Here is a 20,400-nt window from a genome sequence, read left to right as displayed (position 1 = left end):
TTTTTCTTTTTTTTTTTCCCTCTCTCCTCCCCCCCCCCCCCCCCGCCAGACACTCGTGAACGCCACGTGTCGAGGGGTCCGGTCAGCCGTCGCGCATGTCGGACACGGTCGTCATCGTGTAGCCGTTGGCCCGCAGGATGGACACGATCTGCGGCAGCGCCGCCGGCGTGTTGTAGCCGCCGAGGTGCGACAGCACGATCGAGCCGGACGTGGGCAGCGGGCTCGTGGTCCGCGCGACGATCTGCGCGGTCGTCGTCGCCGGGTCCCAGTCGATGGTGTCGCGAGCCCACATCACCGTCTTGGGGAAGCCGACAGCCGTCGCCTGCTCCCGCACGAAGGTGTTGTACGACCCGTAGGGCGGACGCCAGTAGGGCTTGGTCGACAGGCCCGTCTGCCGCAGCAGCGACGCCTCGGCGCCCGTGAGCTCGGCCCTGATGAAGGTGGAGGTCATCGGCACCTGGCACGGCGCGCCGGTGGGTGAACCGCCGCCCCCGTTGACGAGGTCGCAGTGGTGGACCGTGTGGTTGCCGATCTCGAAGAGATGCGGGTGGGCCGCGATCTTCGCCATGATCACCCGGCCCTCGGTGGTGTCCGCCATGATGCTGGTCGGGAAGAAGGTGGTGCACACCTGGTTGTCGATGAGGTAGTTCACGATCGTCAGGGCGCCGTCCAGGCGGCCACCCATGTCGAGGGTGTAGGCGATCTTCTTGCTGGTGGTGCCGCCCACGGTGGTGAGGACCTCCGACGTGCCGCCGGTGTAGTCCGGTCCGGCCCAGCAGACACCACGCTCCCGCTGCGCGGCCTTGGGCACCTCGATGGACAGCGAGTACGTCCCGCCGACGACGTGGGCGGTCCGGGGGGTCAGCCGGTCCAGCTCGCCGACGTAGGGGATGCTGTCGTGCCGAGCCAGCAGGATCGGGCCACGCGTGTCCACCGTGGCCGGCACCGCGGCGAGGGCGTCGGGGAAGGTCTCACCGCTGGCCACCACGACCCCGGGCCGGTCGGGGCCGAAGACGCGCGTCGACAGCGCGAGGGCCGTCGCGTAGCGGTCCGTGCCCGCGACCCGCTCGGTGGTGGCGATCGTCCGCAGCTGCGCCGCGGCCGTCTCGGACACGGCGATCGTGCCGCCGACGAGCATGATGCGGTCAGGGTTGAGGCGGTTGATCTCGGCCAGCACCGCGGACGGGACAGCGTTGGTGTCGGTCAGCAGGACGGGACCCGCCTGGATGACCGCTCCGGCTCCCGCCGACAGCGCATCGGGCCAGTTGCGGCCGGTGGCGACGTAGACCGTCGCCGCGCCGGAGGGGAAGGTCGCCTGGCTCACGGCCACCGAGGTGCCGAACCGGTCGATGCCGGCCAGCCGGGTCACGCTGCCCGCGGTGTACGAGCGCAGCGCGTCCGCGACGGCGGTGCCGACGACCGAGGTTCCTCCCACGACGACGATGCGTCCGGGCTGCAACCTCTTCAGCTCCAGCGACGTGGTGGACGGGATGTTGTCCTGGCGCACGAACAGGGTGGGTCCGGACGCACGCCCGGCGGCCGGCCCGGCGCTCAGCGCGTCTGCGTACGACAGACCGCTCGTCACGTACACGACCGGTGTCCCGGTGGTCACGAAACGACGACTGATCGCGGCGGCCGTGGCGTAGCGGTCGCTTCCGGCGTGCCGCTCCACGGTGAAGTCGAGGTCACCGTCCTGGATCGTCGGTGCGTCGACCACCGCCTGGACGACCCCTGCGTCCGTGGTGACCACCTGCGTACCCATCGCCACCGGTCCGAAAACGAGCCCCATCGTCGCCACCGCCGCGGTGACCAGTGCACCCATCCTGCGTCTCATCGCACGCTCCCTTGCTCGACGCTGCGGGACCCGTGGACGGACCCCTCACCCCCTTGTCGCAGCGGGGGACCGAAGGGTTCAGCATGGGTGTGGTTGGGTGCGGGGTATGGAGCTCCTGGACGCCGCGCGCGTGCGCGCCCTGCTGGACCCGCGCGCCCTCGTGGAGGCACTGCGTGGCGCCTTCGCCGACCCCGGGGAGCTCGTGGTCCCGCCGCGGGGGCACCACCGCATCGACGACGCTCTGGAGGCGACGCTGCTGGTGATGCCGGCGTGGCAGCGGGAGCACTGGCTCGGGGTCAAGGTCGTGGGGCACTACCCGCACAACGGTTCGCGCGGGCTGCCGGTGATCCACGGCTCCTACCTGCTGGCCGACGCGACCACCGGCGCGCCGGTCGCCGTGCTCGACGGCGGCGAGCTGACCCGCTGGCGCACCGCCGCCGCCAGCGCGCTGGCCGCCGACCTCCTGGCGCCGCAGGAGGTGCGGGAGCACCTCGTGGTCGGCGCGGGCAACGTCGCGGCGGTGGTGCCGCACTGCTACGCCGCGGTGCGGGACGTGGGCCGGACGCGGGTGTGGGCGCGCGACCCCGACCGGGCGGCCGACCTCGTGCGCCGCTGGCAGGACGAGGGGGTCGAGGCCGACGTGGCTCCCGACCTGCGGGCAGCGGTGCGCACCGCCGACGTGGTCACGACGGCCACGTCGTCCACCCGCCCGCTGGTCCTCGCCGAGGACGTGCGGCCCGGCACCCACGTCGACCTCGTCGGAGGGTTCACGCCGGTCATGGCCGAGGCGGACGAGGCCCTGGTGACCGGCGCCAGCCTCTTCGTAGACGTCCTGGAGGCGCTGCACGAGGCCGGCGACCTGACCCAGCCGCTGGCGCACGGCAGGCTCACCCCGGCCGACGTCCGGGGGACCCTGGCCGACCTCGCCGCGCGGCGGCATACCGGGCGAGTCTCGGCGCAGGAGGTGACGGTCTTCAAGTCGGTGGGGACGGCGCTGGAGGACCTCGTCGCGGCCGGGCTGGTCTGGGAGGCGCACCGGGCCGCCCTGGGGGGCGGCCGGTGAGCGCGGACGCGTTCGGCGAGGGCTACCTGGCGCTGCTGGCCGAGGACCGCCCGGTCCGGGACTTCGACGCGCTCCTGGAGCGGGCGCGGGCGGCGGGCGGCGCCGACCCGGAAGGGCTGCAGCGGGCGCACGACCTCGCCCTCCGGGCCCGGGGCCTGCGCGAGCTGGGGCGTCGGCGCGAGGCCGAGCTGTCGGCCCTCTTCGAGACCGTCGCCGACCTCGCTGCGCTCAAGGACCTCGACGACGTGCTCGAGGCGATCGTCCGGCGCGCCCGGACGCTGCTGGCCGCCGACGTGTCCTACCTCTCGCTCAACGACGACGAGGCCGGCGCCACCTACATGCGGATCACGCAGGGCATCCACAGCGAGGAGTTCCGCAACGTGCGGCTGCCGTTCGGGGCGGGGCTCGGCGGCCTGGTCGCCCAGACGGCGCGTCCCTACGCCACCGACGACTACTTCCACGACCGGCGCTTCGACCACACCCGCACCATCGACAGCGCCGTCGGCAGCGAGGACCTCACCGCGATCCTCGGGGTGCCGCTCCTGCTCGGGCGGACGGTCATCGGGGTCCTCTACGCCGCGAACCACGACGCGCGGCCGTTCAGCCGCGAGGACGTGGACCTGCTGACCAGCTTCGCGGCGCACGCGGCGGTCGCGATCGACAACGCCAGCCGGATCGAGGAGACGCAGGCCGCGCTGGCGGACCTGCGCGAGACCAGCGCCCTGCTGCAGCGCAACGTCGAGGGGGTCCAGCGCGCCTCGGCGGCCCACGACCGGCTGGCCGGGGTGGTCCTGCAGGGGGGGTCCCTGCAGGACGTGGCCACCGAGCTGGAGGCGGTGCTGGACGAGGCCGTGCACATCGTCGACGCGCGCGGCGCCAGCCTGGGGAGCAGCGACCCGGACCGGGCCCCGGGTCCCGCCGAGCTGGAGCTGGTCCGTCGGTCCCTGGACGACAACAGCACCCACGTCGAGGACGGGCTGAGCATCGTCCCGGTCTGGGCGGGAGGAGCTCCGCTCGCGGCGGTGCTCGTGCGCGTCGAGGTCGACGACGTGTCGCGGCGGATCCTGGAGCGCGCGGCGACCGTGGCCGCTCTGATCATGGTCGTGCGGCGCAGCGTCGCCGAGACCCAGACCCGGCTGCGCGGCGACCTTCTCATCGACGTGGTGGTCGGGCGCTCGGGCGCGGGGTCCCTGACCGCGCGCGCGACGCAGCTGGGTGCCGACCTGGGGCAGCCGCACGCGGTCCTCGTCGTGGACGCGGCGGGACCGCAGCTGGTGCAGGCCGCGGGGGACCTGGCCGCCGCCCAGGCGGGCCTGAGCGCCGAGGTGGGGGAGCGGCTCGTGCTCGTCCTGCCCGGTCGCGACGCGGTCGAGCTGGGCAGGCAGCTGCTGCAGCGGGCGGGCAGTGCCTCGGGCGGACCGCGTCGTCCTGTGGGCCGGTCCGTCGCGACGGTCGGCGCTGCCGGCCCGGTGCGGGGTGTCGACGGCGTGCGCGCGGCGTTCGAGGAGGCGACCCGGTGCCTGGAGGCGCTGCTCGCGCTCGGACGCCGGGGCGACGTCGCGGACGCTGCCACCCTCGGCTTCGTGGGGCTGCTGCTGGGGCGGGGGGACCCCCGTGAGCACGTGCAGGACGTGCTCGGTCCGGTCCTGGACTACGACGACCTGCGGGGCACGGCGCTCGTGGAGACCCTGGACGCCTGGTTGCGGGAGGACCGTCATCTCGCACGCACCGGCACGCGCCTGCACGTCCACCCGAACACCGTCACCCAGCGGCTGGACCGGATCGGTCGGCTGCTGGGCGACGGGTGGCAGGCCCCGGACCGGCTCCTGGAGGCCGGCCTCGCCCTGCGTCTCCTGCACGTGCTCCGCGGCTGACGTCAGCTGGTCGGGCCCTCCCCGTCCTCCGCGGCGACGGAGTCCTCGGTCGGCCGTCCGCGACCCCGGCGGCGGGCGAGGAGGTCGGTCACCGTGCCCCAGACTCCGCGGCGGAAAAGCAGGACGACGAGGATGAAGACGCTGCCGGTGATGATGCCGATGCCCTCGAAGCCGGAGCTGGCGAGCGTGTCCTCGAGCAGGACGATGATCACCGCACCGACGACGGCGCCCCACAGCGTGCCGATGCCGCCGAGGACGGTGATGAGGACGACCTTGCCGCTGGTCTGCCAGGAGACCTCCTGCAGCGAGACGAAACCGTGGCTGATCGCGAACAGTCCGCCGGCCAGACCGGCCAGGCCCGCAGAGAGGACGAACACGAGCACGCGGTAGCGGTCCACGTCGTAGCCCAGGGCACGGGCGCGGGCCGGGTTGTCGCGGGTGGCGACGAGCACCCGGCCGAAGGGGGAGTGCACGACCCGCCAGGCGAACCACATGCCGAGCAGGATCAGGGGCAGGGCGGCGTAGTAGAACCAGAAGGCGTCGGTCTCGACCGCCTCGATGCCGAAGAAGGATCGGGGCACGCCCTGCAGGCCGTTCTCGCCGCCGGTCACGCCCCGCCACTGGTTGACGACGAAGAAGAGCATCTGCGCGAACGCCAGGGTGACCATCGCGAAGTAGATGCCCGTGCGCCGCACCGACAGCAGGCCGATCGGGTACGCCAGGGCCATCGCGAAGGCGGCTCCGAGCAGGGCGGCGAGGGGGAACGGCAGGCCCCACTGGAGCGCCGCCAGGCCGGCGACGTAGGCCGAGCCGCCCCAGAAGGCGGCGTGCCCGAAGGACAGCAGGCCGGCATAGCCGAGCAGCAGGTCCAGCGCGACGGCGAAGAGCGCCCACGCGGCGATGTCCATGGCCACCGGCGGGTAGACGAACCAGGGCAGGGCGAGGGCGAACACCAGGCCGAGCCCGACGAGCAGCCAGTGCCGGTTGCTGCGGCCGAGCACCGTGCGCGGCGCGTCGGCCCGGGCCGGTGCGGTGGTGGTGGTGGCGCTCATGCATTCTCCTCCCGTCCGAACAGGCCGGCCGGTCGGAACAGGATGACCAGGGCCATGAGGACGAAGATGGCGATCTGTGACAGGGCGGGGGCGTAGGCCTGGCCGAAGGCCTCGACGAGTCCCACCAGGAAGCCGGCGACGACGGCGCCGACGATGGAGCCGAGGCCCCCGATGACCACGACCGCGAAGAGGATGATGATGAAGCTCGACCCCATGTCGGCGGTGATGGCGCGGAAGGGGGCGGCGAGCACGCCCGCCAGCCCGGCCAGCGCGATGCCGAAGCCGAAGACCGGGGTGACCCACTTGTTCACGTCGACGCCCAGGGCACGGGTGAGCTCGGACTTCTCGGTGGAGGCGCGCACGATCATGCCGATCCGGGTGCGGGTCATCAGCAGCCAGACGGCGCCGCAGACCAGCAGCGAGAAGACGAGCACGAAGACCTGGTAGGTCGGCAGCCGCACGTCCCCGACGACCAGCTGCCCCGTGAGGATCTCGGGACGGGTGTAGGGCAGGCCCGACACGCCGTACTGACGCTTGATCAGGTCGACCAGCAGCAACGACAGCCCGAAGGTCAGCAGGAAGTTGTAGAGGGGGTCGAGGGCGATCAGCCTGCTGATGAGCAGCCGCTCGAGGATCACGCCGAACACGAACATCAGGACCGGCACGACGATCAGGGCCAGCCAGAAGTTGAGGCCGAGGACGTCGAGGAGGACCGCCGCCGTCACCGCGCCGAGCATGTAGACCGCGCCGTGCGCGAAGTTCACCACGCCGAGCACGCCGAAGATGATCGCCAGGCCGAGCGCGGCGAGGGCGTAGAAGCTCCCGGCGGCCAGGCCCTGGATCGTGTACTGCAGGAACTGGTTCATGCCTCTCCTAGGCGGGTGGAGGCCGGGCGCCCCGGGGGGGGGACAGGGGCGCCCGGCCTCCGGTCTGTGGGGTGGGTCGGCGTCAGCCGAAGTCGCAGGTGGTGTCCTCCACCGGCATGAAGGCCTCCTCGGCCGGGATGGTGGCCAGGATCTCCTCGTAGTCCCACTCCTCGGTGACCTCGTCGGCCGACTTCACCTTGGCGAGGTAGACGTCGTGGACGACGCGGTGGTCCTCGGCACGGATCCTCCCGTTCTTGAGGAAGACGTCGTTGATCTCCTTGCCCTCGAAGTTGGCGACGACGGCGTCGGCGTCGTCGGTGCCCTCCTCCTGGACGGCCTCGAGGTACTGCAGCGCGGCGGAGTAGTTGGCTGCGTGGGCGAAGCTCGGGCGGGTGCCGGTCTCCTCCATGAACCGGTCGGCCCAGGCCCGGTTCTCGTCGTCGAAGTCCCAGTACCAGGCCTCGGCGAAGTTGACACCGTCGAAGGCCTCCACCCCGAGGGAGTGGATGTCGGTGATGAACATCAGGCCGACGGCCAGCTCGATGCCGTCGGCGGCGTAGCCGCCCTCGTTGTACTGCTTGACCAGGTTGATGAGGTCCCCACCGGCCTGCATGGTGCCGATGACGTCCGGCTCGGCGGCGGCGGCCTTGGTCAGGAAGGTGGAGAAGTTGTCGTTGGGGAACGGGGTGGCGATGTGGTCGCCCACGGAGCCGCCGGTCGCCTCGATGGCGGCGGTGAAGGACTTGTCCATGTCCTGGCCGAAGGCGTAGTCGGGGTAGATGATCTGCCAGTCGGTGCTGCCGCCCTCGGTGACGGCCGTGCCGGTGGTGTTGGCCAGCTGGTAGGTGTCGTAGGCCCAGTGGAAGGTGTACTTGTTGCACTGGGCGTTGGTGAGCTCGGTGGTGGCGGCACCGATGTTGATGAAGAGCTTCTTCTTGGTCTCCGCCTGGGTCGCCACCGCGAGCGCTGCGGAGGAGGCGGGGACGTCGAGGATGATGTCGGCGCCCTCGCGGTCGTAGAGCTCCTGCGCCTTGGTGTTGGCGACGTCCGGCTTGTTCTGGTGGTCGGCCGAGGTGATCTCGATCGTGTCGACGACCGCGTCGTCGCCGTACTTCTCCTGGAAGTCGGCGATGGCCATCTCGACGGCCTTCACCGAGTTGGGGCCGGACAGGTCCTTGTAGACGCCGCTCTGGTCGTTGAGGACGGCAAGGACGACCTTGCCGTCGGTGAACTCGTCGCCGCCGGCACCGCCGGGACCAGCGTTGCCGCAGGCGGACAGGACGAGGACTCCGGCGGTGACGACCGCCGTGGATGCGAGGCGCTTGGTGCTCATGGGGCTTCTCTCCTTTGAGATGGGTAACGGTGCAGATCGAGGAACTCTGGGGGAGCTCGGTGGTCAGGGGTGGACGCGGGACGGGGGCGCTACATACCGAGGTAGGTGAGGAGCTCGGACTGGCGGGCGGTGAACTCTGCGTTGTCGAGGTTCTCCACGACCGAGCCCTCCGCCAGGACGTAGTGGCGGTCGGCGACGGTCGAGGCGAACTTCACGTTCTGCTCCACGAGCAGCACGGTGGTGCCCTGCTGCTTGACCTGCAGGAGGATGTCCCGGATCCTCTGCACGATCACGGGGGCCAGGCCCTCGCTGGGCTCGTCGAGCAGCAGCAGGCGGGAGCCGGTGCGCAGGACGCGAGCCATCGCGAGCATCTGCTGCTCGCCGCCCGACAGCGTCGTCCCGGCGGCACGCCGGCGGTCGGCCAGGATGGGGAAGGCCTCGTAGACCTGCTCCATCGACCACGCCGAGTCGTGGTGGGTGACCGGGGGGAGGGTCAGGTTCTCCTCGACCGTCAGTGAGGCGTAGACGCCGCGGTCGTCCTGCACCCAGCCCAGTCCCCTGCGGGCCCGCTGGTGGGCGGGCACGGCGGTGATCTCGGTGCCCTCCAGGCTGATGGTGCCCCGCACGTCGCGGTGCAGTCCCATGATGCAGCGCAGCAGGGTCGTCTTGCCGGCACCGTTGCGCCCGACGAGCGTGACGACCTCGCCGGCGCCGACCGTGATGTCCACACCGTGCAGGGCCTGCGCGTCGCCGTAGTAGGCGTGCAGCCCGCGGACCTCAAGCATGGCTCTCCTCCCCGAGGTAGGCGGTGATGACGCGCTCGTCGGTGCGGACCTGGTCGTAGGTGCCCTGGGCGAGCACCTCGCCAGCCATGAGCACGGTGACGTGGTGGGCCAGGCTGCCGACGACGTGCATGTTGTGGTCGACGAAGACGACGGTCCGTCCGGTGGCGATCTGCCTGACGAGCTCGATCGTGCGGTCCACGTCCTCACGCCCCATGCCGGCGGTGGGCTCGTCCAGCAGCATGACCTGGGGGTCGAGGGCCAGGACGAGCGCCATCTCCAGCGCGCGCTTCTGGCCGTAGGCGAGCTCACCTGCGGCTCGGTCGGCCAGGTGGCTGAGCCCGACCTGGGCGATGAGCTCGTCGGCACGGTCGCGGTGGGCGAGGAGCGCCTTGTCCGAGCGCCAGAACCGCATGCCACCGCCGGCCATGCCCTGCAGGGCCAGCTCGACGTGCTCGTGGGGGGTGAGGTTGTCGAACAGGCTGGTGATCTGGAAGGAGCGGGCCACACCCTGGTGGGCGATCTGCTCGGGTGACTGGCCGGTGATGTCCTTGCCGTGCACGGTGATCGTCCCCGCGGTCGGCGTGATGAAGCCGGTCAGCAGGTTGAACAGGGTCGTCTTGCCGGCGCCGTTGGGGCCGACGAGGGCGTGGATCTGGCCCTCCACGACGTCCAGGTCCACGTCGCGGACGGCGCGGAACCCCCGGAAGTCCTTGGTCAGCCCGCGGGCGGACAGCGCGACGACGTCGGTGTCGCGCGCCGCTGCGGCGGGGTCGAGATCTGCTGGGCTCATGGGGGCTCACGTTATGGTGGCCAGCCGACCGGTCCTATGTGGTGCCGTCACATATTTACCCGCCTGCGCCTGGCTGCGCATGACATGGACATGAATCGGTCGTCAGGTCAGGATGCACCGAGCGGGCCTGCACGGCCCAGGCGACGCGGCGACGACGAAGGAGGCAGGGATGACGACACGCACGGTGCTGGTCACCGGCGGGGCGAGCGGGATCGGAGAGGCGATAGCCCGGCGCAGCGCCCACGACGGCTTCCGGGTCGTGGTCGCCGACCGTGACCCGGAGGCGGCCGAGCGCGTCGCGGGGGAGATCGGGGGTGAGGCGTGGGTGGTCGACCTGGCGGAGACCGCTGCCCTGGAGGACCTGCGCCTGGAGTGCGACGTCCTCGTCAACAACGCGGGGGTGCAGAGGGTCGCGCCGATCCACGAGTACGTGCCGGCCGACTGGCGCTTCATCCACCGGCTGATGCTCGAGTCGCCGTTCCTGCTCGTGCGGGCCGCGCTGCCGCACATGTACGCCCAGGGGTGGGGCCGCGTCGTCAACGTCTCGTCCGCCCACGGGCTGCGCGCGTCGGAGTTCAAGGTGGCCTACGTGGCGGCCAAGCACGGCATGGAGGGGATGTCGAAGGTGACTGCGCTCGAGGGCGCCCCCCACGGCGTGACCTCCAACTGCATCAACCCCGGCTACGTCCGCACCCCGCTCATCGAGAAGCAGATCGCCGACCAGGCCGCGACGCACGGCATCCCCGAGGACGAGGTCGTCGAGAAGATCATGCTGACCCGCTCGGCGATCAAGCGCCTCGTCGAGCCCGCCGAGGTCGCCGCGCTCGCCTCCTTCCTCATGTCCGACGACGCCGGCATGGTCACGGGCACCTCCTACACGATGGACGGCGGCTGGACCGCCCAGTGACGGTCCCCTAGCCACGCCATCGACGCCGCCACCATCGCCCGCACGCCCGTGTCGAGCACCGGCTGGAGCACCGGGGCGAAGTGCGGCGAGTGGTTGTCGGGGAAGTCGTCCGTCCGGCCGCCGTCCTCGGCCTGGACCCACTCCTGCGCGTCGAACGCGCCGAAGCCCCAGTACGTGTACGGCGCGCCCCAGGCGTCCGGCAGCGCGGAGAAGTCCTCGGACCCGCTCTCGGGCTCGAAGACCCGCACCTGCTCCCCGCCCAGCTCGGCCACCAGGGCGGCACGCACACGCTCGGTCACCCCGGGGTCGTTGTCGGTCACCGGCAGGTGGTCGAAGTGCTCGATCACCGGCTCCGGCGCACCCCACGCCGCTGCCTCGGCGCGCGCGGTGCGCTCGATCGCGGCCAGGCAGGTCGCTGCCACGGCGGCGTCGTAGGTGCGCACCGTTCCCTCGAGCACCGCCGTCGACGGGATGATGTTGGTCTTGGTCCCGGCCTGGATCCGCCCGACGGTCACCACCGCGGTCGCCCGCGGGGGCACCTGCCGCGCCACGATCGTCTGCAGCCGCATCACCAGGGACGCCGCCATCACGACCGGGTCGATCGCAGTGTGCGGGGCCGACCCATGGCCTCCCTTGCCGCGCAACGTGATCCGGAAGTCGTCGCAGCTGGCCATGATCGGGCCCGTAGCCAGCTTCACCGACCCGGCCGGCCCCGGGAGGACGTGCTGCCCGAGGGCGACGTCGGGCCGGGGGAGCCGCTCCACGAGACCGTCGCGCACCATCGCCTCCGCCCCGTTGTGCTGCTCCTCCGCCGGCTGGAAGACGGCGAGGACGGTCCCCGCCCACTCCTGGCGCGCGTCGAGCAGCAGCCGCATGGACGCCAGGAGCGTCGCCACGTGCGTGTCGTGGCCGCACGCGTGCATGACCGGCACGGACTCGCCCTGCAGGTTCGTCGTCACCACCCGCGACGCGTAGTCCAGCCCCGTGTCCTCCGCGACGGGCAGCCCGTCCATGTCGGCGCGCAGCAGCACGGTCGGGCCCTCCCCGTTGCGGACCACCACCGCCACGCCCGTCCCCGCGATCCCCTCGACGACCTCGAGCTCCTGGCCCCCCGGCATACCCCTGACCTCGCGCACCACGCGTGCGGCCGTCTCGTGCTCGGCCATCGACAGCTCGGGGTGGGCGTGCAGGTGCCGGTAGAGGTCCTCGAGCCAAGGACGGATCGCGCCGAGCCCGGAGAGCACGGCAGAGGCAGGGGTCGAGGAGGGGAAGGGCTGGGTCATGGCGTCATCGTGGCAGGGTGTGCGGGTGAACGCGAGAGTGATCCACACCGGGCAGGCGCTGGTCGACGTCGTGCTGGAGGTCCCAGGGCTGCCGCAGCGGGGAGGCAACGTCAACGCCAGCACCTACACCCGCTACGCCGGAGGCGCCGTGAGCATCCTGCTGGCCGCGGCCCGCACCGGGGCCCCCGCTGCGCACGCCGGCGCGCACGGCGACGGGCCGAACGGCGACCTCGTCCGCAGCGCGCTGGCCGCCGAGGGGGTCCACGTCACCGCGGCGCCGGTGCCCGGGCAGGACACCGGGATCTGCGTGGTGATGGTCGAGCCGACCGCCGAGCGCACCTTCCTCACCACCTACGGTGCCGAGCGGGTGATCAGCGCGGGCTCGCTGGGCACGAGCGACCCTCGACCCGGTGACCTCGTCTGCGTCACCGGCTACAGCCTGTACCCACCCACGAGTGAGCCGCTGCTGTCCTGGCTCGAGGCGCTGCCCGAGGGCGTCGTCGTGGTGCTGGACCCCGGCGCCGCCCTGGGCGACGTGGGGGAGGAGACCCGTCGGCGGATCCTGGCGCTCACCGACGTCTGGACGTCCAACGCCGCCGAGGCGCTGGAGCTGACCGGCGTCGGCGACGTCGAGGACTCCTGCGCCGCGGTCGCCGGTCGGCTGACCGAGGGCGCGGCGGTCGTCGTGCGCGACGGCCCCGAGGGGTGCTTCGTGCGGGTCGGGGGCCTCACGACCCACGTGCCCGGCTACCCGCAGACACCGGTCGACACCAACGGTGCCGGCGACGCGCACACCGGTGTCCTGTGCGCCGAGCGCGCGCTGGGCACGCCCTGGCTGGAGGCCGCCCGTCGCGCCAACGCCGCCGGAGCGGTGAAGGTCACCCGTCGCGGCCCGGCGACGGCGCCGACCCGCGCCGAGGTGGACGACTTCCTGGCCGACCAGCGCCCGGCGGAGGGCGGGGGCCCCGGCCCGACGGTCGTCAGCTAGAGGACCCGCCCGGTCGCGACCACGGCACCCCGAACCGACCGTCGTGCACGACCTCACCGACCGGCCGACGCCCCCGGCGCACCGACCGGGACGGTGGGTGCGGCACGGCATACCCCAGCGCCACCACCCCGACCAGTCGCCGCTCCGGGGGGACGGCGAAGGTGCGCCGGACGTCGTCCTGACGCTCGGCCGGTACGCCGAAGAGCAGCCCGCCCAGGCCCTCGTCGACGGCGGTGAGGAGCATGAGCAGGGCGGCCATCCCGGTGTCGACGTCCCACCAGGGCACCGGCCACCCGTCCGGGTCCCGGTCCGTCCGGCCCTTGTCGGGCTCGGCGTAGCGCCCCAGGTAGGCCTGCGGGTCGGACAGGCAGACCACGAGGCAGGGCGCGGTGGAAACCCCCCGCAACCAGCGGTCCGGCACGAAGCCGGGCTCGTCCCACCCCGGTACGGTCGCCCGCCACCAGCGCCGTCGGTCCTCGGCACGCGTGAGCACGAGCAGGTCGGTGCCCTGGCTGAACCCGGCGCTGGGACCGCGCCGGGCGTGGTCGAGGACCCGCGACAGCACGTCCTCCGGCACCGGCCGGTCAGGGTCGAACTCCCGCACCATCCGCCGTCGTGCGAGGACCTCACGCAGCTCCATGCCCGGCATCGTGGCACGCGGCGCGTCGTCGCGGGTGCTCCGACCGGACCTGGACCCGAGGAGCCCAGGATCGAGATCACTGCCATAGTTGGGCCATGACGGAGACGGCCGAGCTGCCCCCGGGATACCCGCAGGAGTGGGAGGCGGACGTCGTGCTGTCCGACGGCATGGTCGCGCACGTGCGTCCGATCCGCCCCGACGACACCGAGGCCATCCACGAGTTCCACGCCGGCCAGTCCGAGGAGTCCATCTACCTGCGCTTCTTCGCGCCCATCAAGCGGCTCTCCGACAAGGACGTCCACCGCTTCACGCACGTGGACTACGTCGACCGGGTGGCCCTGGTGATGACGATCCGCGACAAGCTCGCCGGCATCGGCCGCTACGACCGCCTCGAGCCCGGGGGAACCGTCGCCGAGGTGGCCTTCAACGTCTCCGACCACCACCAGGGCCGGGGGATCGGCTCGGTCCTGCTCGAGCACCTCGCCGACATCGGCCGCGAGGGCGGGGTCCGGCGCTTCGTCGCCGACGTGCTCCCGCAGAACCGCAGGATGATCGGGGTCTTCCGCGACGCCGGCTACGAGGTCTCGCACGAGTTCGACGACGGCGTCATCGCGGTGGCCTTCGACATCCTCCCCACCGACGAGTCGCGGGCAGTCCGCATGTCCCGGGAGCACCGCTCCGAGGCGCGGTCGGTCCGGCAGGTGCTCCACCCGCGGTCGGTCGCCGTCATCGGGGCCAGCCGGCGCACGGGGACGGTCGGCCGCGCCCTGCTCAACCACATCGTCGAGGGCGACTTCGCCGGAGACCTCTACGCCGTCAACAGCCGCGCGGACGCCGGCACGCCCCTCTGCGGGCTGCCCAGCCATCGGTCGGTGTGCGAGATCGAGGGCGGCGTCGACCTCGCGGTGATCGCCGTGCCCGCGGCCGACGTGCTGGCCACCGTCGACGAGTGCGCCGATGCGGGGGTCAAGGCGCTCGTCGTCGCCTCGGAGGGGTTCGCCGAGGCGGGCCGGGAGGGGGAGCGTCTGCAGCGCGGGCTGCTGCTGCGCGCTCGCCGCTACGGCATGCGGGTGCTGGGGCCCAACAGCTTCGGCCTCATCAACAACGACCCGCAGATCCGGCTCAACGCCTCGATCGCCGCGCCGGAGCACCTGCCCGGCCACGGCTCGCTGGGCCTGTTCGCGCAGTCGGGCGCCCTCGGGATCGCGGTGCTCGCCTCGGCCGCCCGGCGTGGGTTGGGGATCTCCACCTTCGCCTCCGCCGGCAACCGGGTCGACATCTCCGGCAACGACCTCATGCAGTACTGGCTCGACGACGACGCCACGTCCGCGGTCGGTCTCTACCTGGAGTCGATGGGCAACCCCCGCAAGTTCTCCCGGATCGCCCGCAAGCTCTCCTCGATCAAGCCGGTCATCGTCGTCAAGTCCGGCGTGGGCAAGTACGGCACGCCCCGCGGCCACCGGGTGCGCTCCACGCAGGAGCGGCCAGAGGCGTTCGCGCAGATGCTCAAGCAGGCCGGTGTCATCCGCGTCGAGAACACGCACCAGCTCTTCGACGTCGCGCAGCTCGTCCTCAACCAGCCGCTGCCGCGCGGCCGTCGCGTGGCGATCGTGACCAACAGCGACGCGCTCGGCTCGCTGGCCGCGGACGCCGCCGCCTCCTGGGACCTCGAGATCGCGCACGGGCCGACGACGGTGAGTGCCGAGGCCCAGGTGGACCAGTTCCGCACGGCGGTCGAGGAGGCACTGGCCGACGACACCGTGGACTCGCTCATCGCCTGCTTCATCCCCCCGGTCGCCCAGATCGACCCCGAGGTGGTGCACGCCGTCGAGCAGGTCGTCGCCGGGCACGAGAAGCCGTGCGTCGCCACCTTCCTGGGGATGCGCGGCCTGACCGACACAACCGGCCTGCCGACCTACCCGATGCCGGAGGACGGGGTCCGGGCGCTGGCGGCGGCCACGAGGTATGCCGAGTGGCGGCGCAGCGACCGGGGCACCCGGGTGCGCCCGGAGGGGGTGAGCCGGGGTACCGCCCACGCCGTGGTCGTCGGGGCGCTGGCCCGGGACCCCCGTGGCGTTGACCTGGACGCGGACGAGGTGTCGGCGCTGCTCGCCGCCTACGGGATCTCGGTCTGGCCCACGGTGCACGTCGGCACGGACGCCGAGGCCGTCGAGGCCTACCGCGAGCTCGGCGGCACGGTGGTCATGAAGGCCACCTCGGCGCTGCTCAAGCACCAGCCAGGCCAGGGGTGGATCCGCACCGGGCTGCGCCACCCCAAGGCGATCGGTGCGGCATACCGCGACCTCGACGCCGTGCTCCGCCCGCTCGGCGCGGAGGGGATCGCCCTGCAGCGGATGGCCCCCTCGGGGATCGCGGTCGAGATCCACTCCAGCGAGGACGCCCTCTTCGGGCCGGTCGTCGGGTTCGGCGTGGCGGGGATCCCCGTCGACCTGCTCGGCGACGTCGCCCACCGGTTCCCGCCGCTGACCGACGTCGACATCGTCGACATGGTGGCCTCCATCCGGGCCGCCCCGATGCTCGACGGCTACCGCGGGGCGATGCCGGTGGACCACGCGGCCCTCTACGACCTCATCGCCCGGGTGTCGGTGCTCACGGACGACCACCCCGAGCTGGCGCACCTGCGGCTCAACCCGGTGATCGCCCACCCCGACGGCATCGAGGTGCTCGGCGCGGAGGTCCACGTCGCGCCGGCGCCGACGCGGACGGACGCCGAGCGGCGGACGATGCTCTCCTGAGGAGGTGGCACCATGGGACGCATGGTCCGCCGTCTGAGGTCTCCGCTGCCCGACTCTCTCGTCGCCGACATCGAGCGGGCCGGCTACCTTCCCGACGTCGTGCACGACGTCGTGCTCACCGCGGTCGGGCGCGACCAGGTCGTCAGCCACCTCGTGCACGCCGAGACCACCTTCGACGAGCAGGCCGTGCGCAACCACCTCACCGTGCTCGTCCTCACGGACCGACGCCTCGTCATCGCCCACGCCGACGACCATGAGGGACCGGAGCGGCAGCGCATGGCGACCGCGACCAGCGAGACCGTCCCGCTGCGGGCGGTGCGCGGCGTCATGCTCACGCACGTCGTGCCGGACCCGGAGCACTTCGACGGCTCGCTCGCCGGGCGGGCCATCACCCTCACCCTCGGCTGGGGCGCCGTGTCCCGCATCGACCTGCTGCCCGCCATGTGCGAGGACCCCGAGTGCGAGGGCGACCACGGCTACGAGGGCACCGTGGCCAGCGACGACATCTCCCTGCGCGTGTCCGCCGACGCGGACGGTGTCGACCGTCTCGAGCGGGCGCTCGCCTTCGCCCAGGAGCTGTCGGCCCGGCTCGGTCGATGACGGGGGAGGGACGAGCGCCGCGAGCCGAGACGGTCGCCGCGGCGGTCCGGCTCTACCGTCCCCCCGTGCCCGGGGAGGGTCTGACGTCCGTGCTGCCCGCAGCGCTCGTCGCCCTCGGGGCAACGGTCCCGGAGGGGGTGGTCGAGGCGGCGTGGAGCCTGCCGCAGACGCGGCGGGTCGTGGTGGTCCTCGTGGACGGCCTCGGCTCCCGACAGCTCTCCCGCGGCAGCGGCCACGCGCCCTTCCTGCGGACCCTCAGCTCGCTCTCGCCGGACGCGCGCTGCGGTTTCCCCTCCACGACCGCCACCAGCCTGGGCAGCCTCGGCACCGGCCTACCCGCCGGCCAGCACGGCATCGTCGGCTGGCAGACCGGCCTGCGCGACGGCGAACGGCTGTTCAACCACCTCGCCTGGAAGGACGGGCCGGACCCCACGACGTACCAGCCGCACCGCACCCTCCTGCAGGAGGCCGGGCGCCAGGACATCACCGTCACCACCGTCTCCCGGGGCCTCTTCTGCGGCTCGGGCTTCACGCGGGCCGCCCTGCGCGGCGGTGCCTTCAGCGCGGCCGAGACGCCGACCGAACGCGTGGAGGGCGTGCTGCGGGCACTGGCCGGCGCCGGACGGAAAGGCCGGGCGCTGGTCTACGCCTACTGGGACGCCGTCGACAAGGCCGGCCATGTGCACGGCCCCGGCACGCTCGGGTGGGGCAGCGCGGTGGAGGAGGTCGACGCCTTCGTCGCCGAGCTCGCCCGGCGCGCGCCGGAGGGCACGGTCGTCGTCGTCACCTCCGACCACGGCATGATCGAGGCGCCCGAGGCGCAGCGCCGCGACCTCGCCCTCGAGGAGGACCTCGGAGCGGGGGTCCGGCTGCTCGCCGGCGAGCCGCGGGTGCCGCAGGCCTGGTGCCAGCCCGGGGCGATCGACGACGTGGTCGACACCTGGCAGGAGGAGCTGGGCGAGGACGCCCTCGTGCTCACCCGCGAGGAGGCGGTCGCCGCCGGGTGGTTCGGCGCGGTCCTGCCGGGGCACGAGCGGCGGGTCGGTGAGGTCGTCGCCGCGATGCTCGGCACCGCCACCCTCCTCGACTCACGCGTGCTGCGACCCCAGGTCCTCGCCCTGCGCGGCCACCACGGGTCCGTCACCGACGCCGAGACCGCCATCCCCCTGCTCCTCCACCACACCTGACCGGTCGCGTCCCGTTGCCGCACCGGACGTGTCCTGCTGCCGCACCGGAGCGTGGTGCCGCCCCACCAGGCCCGCGGTATGCCGTGTCCGCGACCGCCCTTCCCGGTGCGGGCGATGCCGTACGTAGACTGCGGCGGTGGCTGAGCTCGTCTTCTTCACCGGGACCATGGACTGCGGGAAGTCGACCCTCGCGCTGCAGATGGACCACACCCATTCCACCCGGGGCCGCGCCGGCCTGCTGTTCACCCGGCACGACCGCTCCGGGGAGGCGGTGCTCTCCTCCCGCCTCGGGCTGAGCAAGCCGGCGCTCGAGGTGACCGACGTCCTCGACCTCTGGGACTTCGTCGTCGAGCACAAGACCAGGGGGCGGCGCATCGACTACCTCGTCTGCGACGAGGCGCAGTTCTACACCCCCGTCCAGATCGAGCAGCTCGCCCGGCTGGTCGACGAGATGGGCGTCGACGTCTTCGCCTTCGGCATCACGGCCGACTTCCGCACCGAGCTCTTCCCCGGCTCGCGACGACTGATCGAGCTGGCGGACCGCACCGAGCAGCTGCAGGTCCGGGCGCTGTGCTGGTGCGGCAAGGCGGCGACCGTCAACGCGCGCGTCGTGGACGGGGTGATGGTGGTCGAGGGGGAGCAGGTCGTCGTCGGTGACGTGGCCGGTGCCGGAGCGGCACCCACGGTCGAGTACGAGATGCTCTGCCGCCGCCACTACATGCGACGGATGAACGCCTCGGCCGCACACGCCCAGGCGATCTCGCCGGAGGTGCTGCCCTTCGACCTCTGCGGGTTGCCGCAGCCGTCGCCGTCACCCGGGGACGACGCTCCCCGCTGACACGGCGCGAGGAGCCCACGCCATGGGCCCACGCGAGGAGCGTCAGGCCGATGCCTGCCGGTCAGCCCGGCTGTCCGGTCAGCCTCGCCGCCGGTCCCCGGAGCCGAACATGATGTCGTCCCAGCTGGGCACGCTCGTACGTCCCTTGCGCCGGGGGGTCTCGTCCGAAGCCGCCGGGTCCGCGGCGTCCGCCCCCTCCACGGGTGTGGCGCGCGCCTGCGCCGAGGTCTGGGGGCTGGACGGCACCGGCGCGTCGTCGTCCTCCACGTCCTGCAGCTGATCCACACCCTCGGAGCCGTCCAGCTGCTCGGGCTCCTCCCTGTCCTGGGACTCCGGGTCGTCGACCTCGAGATCCAGGTCGTCGACCTCGTCCTCGAACAGCTCACCGTCGGTGCCGAAGAACTCCTCGAAGCTCACCTCCGACGGGTCGGCGGTCCGCGCGTAGATGACCTCGTCGTCCTTCTCCTCCACCGGAGCGTCGACCGGTGCGGGCAGCTTGGGCAGCCGGAGGCGGCGACGCTCACGTCGTCGCTCTGACTCCCGGGCCGAGGGTCCGCGGTCGGACGGCTCGGACGACCCGGGGGAGGACGGGTCCTCGTGCGACCCCACGTCCTCACGCAGCGTGCCGACCTCGACGGGGTGCACGGGCGAGGGCGACTCGGCGGCCGAGCCGCGGGGGTGGGCGGCCGGGGGCTCGCCGAGCTCCTCGAACGGCAGGTGCTCCTCGGGGAAGGGCTCCTGGCCGGGCACGTGCGGCGCGGCGGCGCCCTGGCCGGCCGCGAGGTCGTCCTCTCCCAGAGGTCCGGTAGCCACGCCCCCTCCGGAGCCGGCCGGCTCCTTCCGCGGTCGGCGGCCCCGACGCTGACGCCGCTCGCGCATCGCCGCCATCAGGTCCGCGGTCTCGTCCTCCGCGTGGCTGGCCCCCAGGAGCGGGTGGCCGGCGAGACCGCCGGGCAGTGCCTGCTCATCCTCGCTCAGCCACCGGGCCTCGTCGTCCAGCGCGTCGATCGAGCGGTCGGCCACGTCGTAGTGCCACGCGGCGCGCCGCTCCTTGCCGCCCGCGCTGAAGATCACCAGCACCGTCCACGGCCCCTGGTGCTCGGTCCGGGCGGCGTCCCAGCTGACCTCGGCGGGCGTGACGCCCCGCTTCTGCAGCCGTTCGCGCACGCGTCGCTCCAGGGTGTGCGAGCCGTCGGTGCGGCCGTTGGCCCGCACGTGCGCGGCCCGGGCCAGCCCGACGACGTGCTCGCGCTCGGCCAGCACGGGGCCCTCGAACCGGCGCACCCGCGCCAGTTCCCAGCCGGTGCCCTCGGCCACCTCCTCGGCCGTCTGCCCGGCGCGGATCATCGCCTGGACCTCCCGTGGCGTGGCCGAGGCCCCGCCGTCGCGGTCGGGCCGGGGTGCGTGGGGCCGGGCACGGAGGGCGGCGCGCAGACGGTCGTCGACCGCCACGACGTACCGCGTCCCGTCGTCGGCGACGACGACCAGACGGCCGCCCTCGTCGAGCTCGTCGAAATGGAGCTGCTGCATGGTTGACCACTGTGCCATCCTCGAGCGCCTCCTCGGGGGAGGGCACGCCGCCCGGGCGACCGGACGGATAGCCT

Annotated in this window: 17 protein-coding genes; 8 read left to right on the top strand and 9 right to left on the bottom strand. The window is 72.8% G+C overall.

What is annotated here, in order from left to right:
• Positions 1-82: 82 nt before the first annotated feature.
• Positions 83-1,834, bottom strand: a complete 1,752-nt coding sequence (locus tag ACI3ET_RS09280) for a cell wall-binding repeat-containing protein (RefSeq protein WP_405032741.1) — start codon at positions 1,832-1,834, stop codon at positions 83-85.
• Positions 1,835-1,940: 106 nt separating this feature from the next.
• On the opposite strand from ACI3ET_RS09280, the gene lhpI reads away from it, so the two are divergent.
• Both lhpI and ACI3ET_RS09270 read left to right on the top strand, forming a co-directional pair.
• A complete protein-coding gene (gene lhpI, locus ACI3ET_RS09275; RefSeq protein WP_405032740.1) occupies positions 1,941-2,897 on the top strand; it encodes a bifunctional Delta(1)-pyrroline-2-carboxylate/Delta(1)-piperideine-2-carboxylate reductase in 957 nt (318 codons plus the stop codon).
• Positions 2,894-4,771: a helix-turn-helix domain-containing protein gene (locus ACI3ET_RS09270; protein ID WP_405032739.1), complete on the top strand. Its 1,878-nt coding sequence runs from the start codon at positions 2,894-2,896 to the stop codon at positions 4,769-4,771. The genes lhpI and ACI3ET_RS09270 overlap by 4 nt, the downstream gene beginning before the upstream one ends.
• Before the next feature lie 2 nt (positions 4,772-4,773).
• On the opposite strand, the gene ACI3ET_RS09265 is transcribed toward ACI3ET_RS09270, so the two are convergent.
• The 5 genes from ACI3ET_RS09265 to ACI3ET_RS09245 form a co-directional block, all read right to left on the bottom strand.
• Positions 4,774-5,823: a branched-chain amino acid ABC transporter permease gene (locus ACI3ET_RS09265; protein ID WP_405032738.1), complete on the bottom strand. Its 1,050-nt coding sequence runs from the start codon at positions 5,821-5,823 to the stop codon at positions 4,774-4,776.
• Positions 5,820-6,689, bottom strand: a complete 870-nt coding sequence (locus tag ACI3ET_RS09260) for a branched-chain amino acid ABC transporter permease (RefSeq protein ID WP_405032737.1) — start codon at positions 6,687-6,689, stop codon at positions 5,820-5,822. The genes ACI3ET_RS09265 and ACI3ET_RS09260 overlap by 4 nt, the downstream gene beginning before the upstream one ends.
• Positions 6,690-6,771: 82 nt before the next feature.
• Positions 6,772-8,022, bottom strand: coding sequence for an ABC transporter substrate-binding protein (locus ACI3ET_RS09255; protein WP_405032736.1), 1,251 nt, complete (start codon positions 8,020-8,022; stop codon positions 6,772-6,774).
• 89 nt (positions 8,023-8,111) lie between these two features.
• Entirely contained in the window at positions 8,112-8,807 is a 696-nt protein-coding gene (locus tag ACI3ET_RS09250; protein ID WP_405032735.1) for an ABC transporter ATP-binding protein, read from the bottom strand.
• A complete protein-coding gene (locus tag ACI3ET_RS09245; protein ID WP_405032734.1) occupies positions 8,800-9,597 on the bottom strand; it encodes an ABC transporter ATP-binding protein in 798 nt (265 codons plus the stop codon). The genes ACI3ET_RS09250 and ACI3ET_RS09245 overlap by 8 nt, the downstream gene beginning before the upstream one ends.
• 169 nt (positions 9,598-9,766) lie before the next feature.
• Here ACI3ET_RS09245 and ACI3ET_RS09240 point away from each other — a divergent pair, with 169 nt between their 5' ends.
• Positions 9,767-10,504: a 3-hydroxybutyrate dehydrogenase gene (locus ACI3ET_RS09240; protein WP_405032733.1), complete on the top strand. Its 738-nt coding sequence runs from the start codon at positions 9,767-9,769 to the stop codon at positions 10,502-10,504.
• On the opposite strand, the gene ACI3ET_RS09235 is transcribed toward ACI3ET_RS09240, so the two are convergent.
• The gene (locus ACI3ET_RS09235) at positions 10,471-11,787 is read right to left on the bottom strand and encodes an amidohydrolase (protein WP_405032731.1); all 1,317 of its coding nucleotides are present in this window, start codon (positions 11,785-11,787) and stop codon (positions 10,471-10,473) included. The genes ACI3ET_RS09240 and ACI3ET_RS09235 overlap by 34 nt on opposite strands.
• A 25-nt stretch (positions 11,788-11,812) precedes the next feature.
• Here ACI3ET_RS09235 and ACI3ET_RS09230 point away from each other — a divergent pair, with 25 nt between their 5' ends.
• Positions 11,813-12,775 carry a PfkB family carbohydrate kinase gene (locus ACI3ET_RS09230; RefSeq protein ID WP_405032730.1) on the top strand — a complete coding sequence of 321 codons (963 nt, stop codon included), beginning with the start codon at positions 11,813-11,815 and terminating at the stop codon, positions 12,773-12,775.
• On the opposite strand, the gene ACI3ET_RS09225 is transcribed toward ACI3ET_RS09230, so the two are convergent.
• Positions 12,768-13,415, bottom strand: coding sequence for a nitroreductase family protein (locus ACI3ET_RS09225; protein WP_405032729.1), 648 nt, complete (start codon positions 13,413-13,415; stop codon positions 12,768-12,770). The genes ACI3ET_RS09230 and ACI3ET_RS09225 overlap by 8 nt on opposite strands.
• 95 nt (positions 13,416-13,510) lie before the next feature.
• Here ACI3ET_RS09225 and ACI3ET_RS09220 point away from each other — a divergent pair, with 95 nt between their 5' ends.
• The 4 genes from ACI3ET_RS09220 (at position 13,511) to ACI3ET_RS09205 (ending at position 18,796) form a co-directional block, all read left to right on the top strand.
• Entirely contained in the window at positions 13,511-16,171 is a 2,661-nt protein-coding gene (locus ACI3ET_RS09220) for a bifunctional acetate--CoA ligase family protein/GNAT family N-acetyltransferase (RefSeq protein ID WP_405032728.1), read from the top strand.
• Between the two features lie 12 nt (positions 16,172-16,183).
• Complete coding sequence (locus ACI3ET_RS09215; RefSeq protein ID WP_405032727.1) at positions 16,184-16,771, top strand: DUF5998 family protein; 588 nt, start codon at positions 16,184-16,186, stop codon at positions 16,769-16,771.
• A gap of 65 nt (positions 16,772-16,836) precedes the next feature.
• Positions 16,837-17,958 (top strand): alkaline phosphatase family protein, encoded by a 1,122-nt coding sequence (locus ACI3ET_RS09210; protein ID WP_405032726.1) that lies wholly within the window; start codon positions 16,837-16,839, stop codon positions 17,956-17,958.
• A gap of 136 nt (positions 17,959-18,094) precedes the next feature.
• Positions 18,095-18,796: a thymidine kinase gene (locus ACI3ET_RS09205; protein WP_405032725.1), complete on the top strand. Its 702-nt coding sequence runs from the start codon at positions 18,095-18,097 to the stop codon at positions 18,794-18,796.
• 78 nt (positions 18,797-18,874) lie between these two features.
• Here the strand turns inward: ACI3ET_RS09205 and sepH are convergent, their stop codons facing one another.
• On the bottom strand, positions 18,875-20,326 hold the full coding sequence (gene sepH / locus ACI3ET_RS09200) for a septation protein SepH (RefSeq protein ID WP_405032724.1): 1,452 nt from the start codon (positions 20,324-20,326) through the stop codon (positions 18,875-18,877).
• Positions 20,327-20,400 lie beyond the last annotated feature (74 nt).

The sequence above is a fragment of the Ornithinimicrobium jinqii genome (genome assembly GCF_045032595.1).
GTDB lineage: Bacteria > Actinomycetota > Actinomycetes > Actinomycetales > Dermatophilaceae > Ornithinicoccus.
The sequence above is the reverse complement of the archived record's forward strand: the minus strand, read 5'-3'. Positions and strand labels throughout refer to the sequence as shown.